The 7,603-nt window shown below is 60.9% G+C and carries 7 protein-coding genes; 3 read left to right on the top strand and 4 right to left on the bottom strand.

The window, feature by feature from the left end:
* The 4 genes from PDO_RS06450 to PDO_RS06435 all read right to left on the bottom strand — a co-directional run.
* A partial coding sequence (locus PDO_RS06450) for an ABC transporter permease (RefSeq protein WP_007599440.1) occupies positions 1 to 724 on the bottom strand: 724 nt, incomplete at its 3' end.
* A gap of 22 nt (positions 725 to 746) precedes the next feature.
* Positions 747 to 1,712, bottom strand: a complete 966-nt coding sequence (locus PDO_RS06445) for an aliphatic sulfonate ABC transporter substrate-binding protein (protein ID WP_007599431.1) — start codon at positions 1,710 to 1,712, stop codon at positions 747 to 749.
* A gap of 176 nt (positions 1,713 to 1,888) precedes the next feature.
* Positions 1,889 to 2,548: a peroxiredoxin gene (locus PDO_RS06440; RefSeq protein WP_007599429.1), complete on the bottom strand. Its 660-nt coding sequence runs from the start codon at positions 2,546 to 2,548 to the stop codon at positions 1,889 to 1,891.
* Positions 2,549 to 2,754: 206 nt separating this feature from the next.
* Positions 2,755 to 3,801, bottom strand: coding sequence for a substrate-binding domain-containing protein (locus PDO_RS06435; protein ID WP_007599427.1), 1,047 nt, complete (start codon positions 3,799 to 3,801; stop codon positions 2,755 to 2,757).
* Positions 3,802 to 4,099: 298 nt separating this feature from the next.
* On the opposite strand from PDO_RS06435, the gene PDO_RS06430 reads away from it, so the two are divergent.
* The 3 genes from PDO_RS06430 to PDO_RS06420 form a co-directional block, all read left to right on the top strand.
* Positions 4,100 to 5,584 (top strand): sugar ABC transporter ATP-binding protein, encoded by a 1,485-nt coding sequence (locus PDO_RS06430; protein WP_007599425.1) that lies wholly within the window; start codon positions 4,100 to 4,102, stop codon positions 5,582 to 5,584.
* Complete coding sequence (locus PDO_RS06425; RefSeq protein ID WP_007599423.1) at positions 5,581 to 6,615, top strand: ABC transporter permease; 1,035 nt, start codon at positions 5,581 to 5,583, stop codon at positions 6,613 to 6,615. Before PDO_RS06430 ends, PDO_RS06425 begins: the two co-directional genes overlap by 4 nt.
* Positions 6,616 to 6,658: 43 nt before the next feature.
* Positions 6,659 to 7,603, top strand: a 945-nt coding sequence (locus tag PDO_RS06420; RefSeq protein WP_007599421.1) for a substrate-binding domain-containing protein, incomplete at its 3' end; no start/stop codon positions are given.

The following is a 7,603-nucleotide window of genomic DNA, read 5'->3' as shown; positions in this document are numbered from 1 at the left end:
TCTGGTCCGGCTTGCCCAGTTGTTGGCCGTCAACCAGCAGATAGCCGAGCCCTTGTGATGCACCCATGAATTCCGCTGCGACGACGAACATCCAACCGAGGCCGAGCCCCGCGCGCAATGCCAGCACGTAACCCGGCAGGATCGACGGTAGCAAAATACGACACACAAGGTCTGAACCGGAGAGGCGAAACACCCGGCCGACCTCGACGATCTTGCGGTCGACCCCCTGCACTGCCCCATAGACACCCAGGTAGACTGGAAAGAATACCCCGACGGCAATCAGGGCGATTTTCGACGCCTCGAAAATGCCGAACCAAAGGATGAATAGCGGAACCCAGGCAATCGACGGGATCGCGCGTAGAGCCTGCAGCGTCGGATCGAGAACCCGGCGCAGGAAGCCGGAATAACCGGTCAGTGCGCCAAGCACTGTGCCCACCATTGCACCGGTGAAGAAACCGACCAGCACGCGCCAAAGCGTAATCCCGATGTGTCCGGCCAGCTCGCCGGCAATCGCGAGTTCATAGACCGTCTCGAAGATGCGCGACGGCGCCGGCATCAGACGCCCTTCAATCATCCCTAGCCGGATGAGTGCCTCCCAGATCACGAGCAATGCGACCGGGAAGAGGAAGCCGACGGCCGAACGCTCGAAGATCGAGAGGCGGACGGGCCGCCTCTCGATCTCCTGCCTGTCCGGCTGCCGCGCTACTGTTTCAAGCACTGCCATCAGCCTTCTCCATACAATTGCCTTACTGGCCGAGGGCGGCACCAAAGGACGGATCGATCAGATCACCGACGACGGCCTTCACCTCGACCTCAGGCTTGAGGACACCGGCCTGCTGTAAAGCGAGACCCGCAGCCTCAATCGTGACCCGCTGATCGTCGCCGATCTTCGAATGAGAGAGGTCCGTGCGCTCGAGCTGACGAGCGATGACGGTATCCGGCAATTTGGTCACCTCGACCAAGGCAGCCTTCAGGACGTCAGGCTCTGCAATCGCCTTCTTGCGCGCCTCTTCATAGGCCGCGATGACACGCGAAACGATCTCAGGGTGCTCCTTCGCAAACTCTTCGCGAACGTTCAGGATACCCCAGCTATTGTTTTCAGGCTTGCGATGGAAAAGAACGTCGCCGTTCTCCACTTCGGCCGATGCCATGATCGGATCGAGACCTGCCCAGGCGTCGACGTCGCCACGCTGCAAGGCGAGCTTGCCGTCGGCGTGCTGCAGAAGAACGAGCGTGACATCCTTCTCGGTGAGACCGACCTCGGCAAGCGCCCGAACGAGGAAGATGTGTGGATCGGTACCGCGGGTGACCGCGATCGACTTGCCCTTCAGATCCTCGACCTTTGTGATGCCGGTATCCTTGCGCGTCACAAGCGCGGTCCATTCCGGGCGGGAGTAGACATAAATCGACTTGATCGGATTGCCGTTGACCTTGCCGATCAGGCCTGCAGCGCCGGCGGTCGAGCCGAAGTCCAGCGAGGAGGCGTTCAGAAATTCAAGAGCCTTGTTGGATCCGGCGGATTGGACCCAGGTGACCTTGATGCCGTCCTTCTCGAATTCCTTCTCGAGAATTCCGTCATTCTTGAGGATAAGACTGACCGGATTGTAGGTGGCCCAGTCGATCCGGATCTCTGAGAGATCGGCAGCGATCGCCTGGCCAAGGGTGACGACGGACAGTGCCGCGCCCAGTGCAATTCCAAAAAGGGACTTCATAGGTTTCTCCATCGAGTTGATGGAATTCAATCTATAAATTCCATTAATTTTATGAAGAAGCGGCATTCTAATTTTGATGCGGGGCTTGGAATAAACATGCTGCCGACAGGCCTGAGGTCGGAGACATCGGTGCCAGAGACGGGATGCCGGTCCGTCCGGCATCCCGCGAAAGCCTTTCAGGCAACAGGCTGCCGGGTTTTACGAAGATAAGGCAGCACCGTCTCGAACGACCCGAAACGGGTAATCGCATCCTCATTGGAAACGGCAGCCGTGATGATCACGTCTTCGCCCTGCTTCCAGTTTGCCGGCGTCGCCACCTGGTGCTTGGCCGTCAGCTGGATCGAATCGATGGTGCGCAGGATCTCCTCGAAGTTGCGACCGGTGGTCATCGGATAGGTGAGGATCAGCTTGATCTTCTTGTCCGGGCCGATGACATAGACCGAGCGAACAGTCGCATTGTCGGCAGGCGTGCGGCCTTCCGAGCTGTCACCGGCATCGTCGGGCAGCATGTCGTAGAGCTTGGCGACCTTGAGATCCTTGTCGCCGATCAGCGGATAGGCGACGTCGAAGCCGGTCGCCGTCTTGATGTCCTGCTTCCATTTCACATGGCTGTCGACCGGATCAACCGAGATGCCGATGACCTTGACATTGCGCTTGCGGAACTCGCCGTCGAGCCCGGCCATCGCTCCGAGCTCGGTGGTGCAGACCGGGGTGAAATTCTTCGGATGCGAGAAGAGAACCGCCCAGCTGTCACCGATCCAGTCATGGAAGCTGATCGATCCCTGGGTGGTGTCGGCGGTGAAGTCAGGCGCGGTCTGATTGATACGCAGTGTCATTGGAAATCCTCCTTTTGGATGGTCTAGTCAAATGCAAAATAACGGACCCAGAAAACGTAGGCGACCAATTTAAGCGGCCTTCGACGGCATGTTCCAAAGCCTCCGCTTACTGAGGCGTATATACCAGATGACTCAAAGAATGCTGGGCGGAGATCCTTGTTGATCTCCGCCCAGCTGCTGCGCCGAGCTTGCTTGGGAGGATTGGCTCAAAAGGCGGCAGCCGGAATCCATGATGCGGTTGCCGCCGCGCTGGTGGAGAAGGTCGGGATCTTCTTGGCAAGTTCCTCGATCGTGGTAACGCCTGCGTCGCGGAGCTGAAGCTGGGTGACGAGAACCGGATCGACCACAATTTTCTGCGGCACGGTTTCGCCCGCGATCTGCAGGGCTGCCGCGCGGATCGAGACGGCACCGACGACGGCCGGATTGGTCGCCGCGGTTGCCACCCAGGGGCTACCTTCCTCGACAATTTCCTGGATGTCGGCGGTCGAGATGTCTGCCGAATAGATCTTCAGCTTGCTGGAGATCCCGAGATCGGCGGCGGCTAGCTTCACCCCACGGGCAAATTCGTCATAAGGCGCGAAAACGACGGAAATGTCGGGATTGGCCTGGAACACGGCCTTGGCTTGGTCTGCCGTGCTGGTCGCGGTCGTGTCGCTGACATTGCCGAAGCGGGCTTTTTCGACGATGCCCGGATTGGCGGCCTTCACCTTGTCCCAGATCTCGTTGCGGCGATCGAGCGGCGCAAAACCTGCGACATAGACATAGCCGGCGTTGAAGCTGGAGCCATTGTCCTTGATCGCCTGCTTGAGCGCAATCTCGGCAAGCTTGTGGTCCGACTGTTCGATCTGCGGGATCTTCGGATTGTCGAGATTGACGTCGAAGGCGACAACCTTGATGCCCTTGTCGAGCGCCTGCTGCACCACGTCGGTCAGGGATTCCGGTAGGCCGTGGTCAACGACAATGCCCTGCACTCCGAGATTGATCGCCTGAAGGATCTGTTCGCGCTGTTCGGCGGCATCCTGGCGACCCGGGAACACCCGGAGATCGACGCCGAGAGCCTTCGCCTGCGCCTCAGCACCCGCCTGGTAGGCCTGGAAGAAGTCTCCTGCCGAGATGTAGCTTATCAATGCAAGCTTTACGCCGCCCTTGTCGAAAGGGGCCGGCGCACCCGGCAGGCCCTCTGCGAATGCTGAGGGAACAAGCCCAAGGGCAGAGAAAGCGGTTGCGGCGGTGAGGCGATAGAGTTTGTACATGACAGATCCCGTGGGAGTGTTGAACCGGATTTCATTATCTGGCTATTTCTATCGAGTTTATAGACTTATGATTTTCGGATTTCAGGGATCGTGCGGATTTGTTTTCTAAGTTCGTCGCTATCGCCAGGAGATTTCGCCCACTCGACACGGATCGGATCCATCACTCTTGCCGCAAACGAGCCACGGCCGCGAGATCCATTTAAAAATATATTCTATGGACAATATGTAAAATAGGATTTCGATCCTTGTTCGACTTTGGGAAGGGTTTAGGAAACAAGCAGAAACTCGGTACAGACACATGCCACTGCTCCAAGCCTGCAACATTTCCCGGACATTCGGTTCAACGAGGGCGCTCATCGGCGCGTCATTGGAGATCGAGGCGGGCGAGATTGTCGCCCTCATGGGCGCGAATGGGGCTGGCAAATCGACACTGGTCAAGATCCTGTCCGGGGTCGATCAGGCGAATGCCGGCAACATCACACTTCGCGGCGCAGCCTTTGCGCCGCAGACACCGGCGGCAGCAACGGCGGCGGGTGTCGTAACCGTCCACCAGTCGACGGACGTGGTCGGCATACCCGGCCTCAGCGTGGCTGATGCGCTGCTTCTCAACCGCTATGTGGACGGCCGAAGCCCCTTCTTCCTGTCCCGCAGCTTCGTGCGGAATGCCGCCCGGAAAATTCTCGACAAGGCCGGCTTCAACCTTCCACTCGACCGGGACTTTGCAGATCTCGGTGCGGCGGAACGGCAGCTCGTCGCTATTGCGAGGGCCCTCGCCGACAAGGCCGAGCTCTTGATCCTCGATGAACCGACCGCGAGCCTGTCTGCTCAAGAATCGAAGCGGCTTTACGAGATCCTGCTTGGACTGAAAGCACGCGGTCTCGCCATCCTCTACATCTCCCATCGTACGGCGGATCTGGCGGCTATCGCCGATCGGGTCGAGGTTCTGCGCGGCGGTCGCAATGCCGGCTCGTTCCGGAGGCCGGTCGATTTCAATGCCGCGATCGAAACGATGATTGGCCGCTCTCTCGCCCTTGCGCGGCCAACCCGCCGCGACGACTTCGGCAAGCCGATCCTCGAATTGCGCTCCGTGCGGCTGCTGCACGACAGCGTGCCCTTCGACTTGATGGTGCATGCCGGCGAAGTCGTCGCGGTTACCGGGGTCCTGGGCGCAGGCAAGAGCCGCCTGCTCTCGGCTCTCTTCGGGGTTGGTCGTCTGTCTTCAGGGGAAGTAACTCTGGAGGGCGCGCCCTATCGGCCGGCGAATCCCGCTGATGCGATTGCCCGTGGCGTGGCGCTTGCGGCCGAAGACCGTCACCGCTCGTCGCTGATCCCCAAAGACTGGCCGGGCGAAACTATCGAAGCGACGATCAGCCTGCCGCATCTGCCGAAATGGTATCCCTGGAATCTGCTGCTCTCCGGCCGAGAGCGGAACGAAGCACTTGAGGCCATCGACCGCCTCGGCATCAAGGCAGCCGGTCCCGACGCCTCCATCTGGTCGCTCTCGGGCGGCAACCAGCAGAAGACGGTGCTTGCCCGCTGGGAAGTCGAACCCGGGCTTCTCCTGCTGCTCGATGAACCGTTCCAAGGGGTCGATGTCGGCGCCCGCCAGGACATCATCGCCACCATTCGCAGCCATCGCTCCCGTGCGACGCTGATCGCGACCTCCGACCCTGAAGAGGCCTATGAAGTGGCAGACCGGGTCTTTGTCATTGATCACCACACGCTCCGCCCGGCTGAGAGCGGCGCTGCGCATTCCTCCTCCCTCGAAAGCCTCTCCGCATGACGACGGTCCCCGAAAGCTCCAAGTCCCACGCCCAGACGCCCGCAACGTCCGAACTCCTGCGGGAGACCATTCGCCGGGGCGCTGTTTTCATCCTGCTGGCCGGCCTGGTTGTGCTTTTCAGCATCGCGCAGCCTGCCTTCATCAACATCAACAACCTGATGAGCATACTGCAGGCCGTCGCGGTCGTCGCGATCATTGGTGCCGGCGTGACGGTGACGCTCGCGATCGGCGGCTTCGACCTCTCGGTCGGCGCTGTTGCCGCATCCAGCGTCATGGCGGCGAGTTACGCGATGATCGTGCTGGGCTTCAACGCGCTTGAGACGGTCATTCTCGTGCTCGCCTTCGGCGCGCTGGTTGGCGCGATCAATGCCTTTTTGATCGTCAGACTGAAGGTGCCGGACCTTCTGGCGACGCTCGCCGTCATGTTCCTTCTGACCGGCCTGCAACTGATCCCGACCGCCGGCCGTTCGATCTCCGTCGGCCTCATCCTGCCCGATGGCACGACGGCCGCCGGCAAAGTCGATCCGAACTTCCTGCTGATCGGCCGGTCAAGCCTGTTCGGCTTGATCCCCGTGCCGGTCATCCTGATGATTTCCGTGGCGCTGGCGCTCTTCGTGCTCACTGAACGCACCCGCATCGGCCGCTTGCTCTATGCGACGGGTGGCAACGAGGTAGCGGCGCGGCTGGCCGGCACGAACACCGCACGCATCAAGACCTATGCCTATGTGCTCTCGGGGACGCTGGCGGCGCTTGGCGGCATCATCGTCGCCGCCCGTGTCGGTCGCGGCGACGTGTCCTCCGGTGCATCGCTTTTGATGGATTCGGTCGCGGCCTCGCTGATCGGCTTTGCCGTACTTGGTCTGCGTCGCCCGAACGTGCTGGGAACAGTCATCGGCGCCGTCTTCGTCGGGGTGTTGTTGAACGGGCTCACCATGCTCAACGCGCCCTACTACACTCAAGATTTCGTCAAGGGCGCCGTGCTCGTCGGCGCACTTGCCCTCACCTATGGGGTGAGCCGCACCCGCGCCTGACGCTCTAACCGCCAGACATATTTGTCGAACAAGGGGATCTCTCATGCTCAAGACATTCAAGACCATCACATCCGCGATCCTCGCCGGATCGCTGCTGGCAGCCGCTCCGGCCTCGGCCGCCGGCATCGCCGGGGCACCGGCACCATTCGACAAGGAGACCGTCGATATCGCCGTCGTCAGCTTCCTCGGCGGTGGCGACTGGCTGCAAGCCTTCGAGGCCGGCGTGAAGCGTCAGGCCGATGCGCTCGGCGTCAACCTGACCATTTCCCAGGCCCGCAACGACAACGACACGCAGCGCAGCCTCGTCGAACAGGCGATCAACCTCGGCGTCGACGGCATCATTATCAACAACGGCCGCCCGGAAGTGCTCCAGGACGTCGCCCAGAAGGCACTGGACGCCGGTATCAAGGTCGTCGCCTATGACGTCAATCTCGACAACCCGCAGATCCCGCAGATCGAGCAAAGCGATGCCGACATGGCCCGTCTCGTGCTCGAACAGGCGATCAAGGACAAGGGCGATGGCTTTGTCGCCGGTGCGGTCTATGTCGCAGGCTTTGCACCGCTCGACCGCCGCTATGCCGTCTGGAAAGACTTCGTCGCCAAGCACAAGCTGACGGAAAAGGCCGTCTGGGGCGTGGTCAACGACACGGTGCCAGCTTCCGTCGCTGATCAAACCAAGGCCGTGCTGACCGCCAATCCGGATATCTCCGTCATCTTCACCCCCTGGGACGAATTCGCCAAGGGCGTGAAGCTTGCGGTCGACGAACTGGGCCTTTCTTCCAAGGTCAAGATCTACGGGGTCGACATCTCGACCGCCGACATACAGCTCATCACCGAGCCTGACAGCGCCTGGGTTGCAACCGCAGCCACCAATGCCGCCGTCGTCGGCGAAGTCTCCGTTCGCGCCGTTTCGCTCGCGATCGCCGGCCAGGATCCGGGCCGTTCGGTTCTGCTGCAGCCGACGCTGATCACCCGNGACGATCTGATC

This window comes from Rhizobium sp. PDO1-076 (assembly GCF_000247475.1).
Taxonomy (GTDB): domain Bacteria; phylum Pseudomonadota; class Alphaproteobacteria; order Rhizobiales; family Rhizobiaceae; genus Allorhizobium.
Note: the sequence above shows the minus strand (reverse complement) of the source record. Positions and strands in the feature narration are given on the sequence as shown.

Bases quoted from the DNA above. Each gene is read 5' to 3' on its own strand.
- PDO_RS06425 (WP_007599423.1), top strand. From the start codon at position 5,581: ATGACGACGGTCCCCGAAAGCTCCAAGTCCCACGCCCAGACGCCCGCA.
- PDO_RS06440 (WP_007599429.1), bottom strand. From the start codon at position 2,548: ATGACACTGCGTATCAATCAGACCGCGCCTGACTTCACCGCCGACACC.
- PDO_RS06435 (WP_007599427.1), bottom strand. From the start codon at position 3,801: ATGTACAAACTCTATCGCCTCACCGCCGCAACCGCTTTCTCTGCCCTT.
- PDO_RS06430 (WP_007599425.1), top strand. From the start codon at position 4,100: ATGCCACTGCTCCAAGCCTGCAACATTTCCCGGACATTCGGTTCAACG.
- PDO_RS06445 (WP_007599431.1), bottom strand. From the start codon at position 1,712: ATGAAGTCCCTTTTTGGAATTGCACTGGGCGCGGCACTGTCCGTCGTC.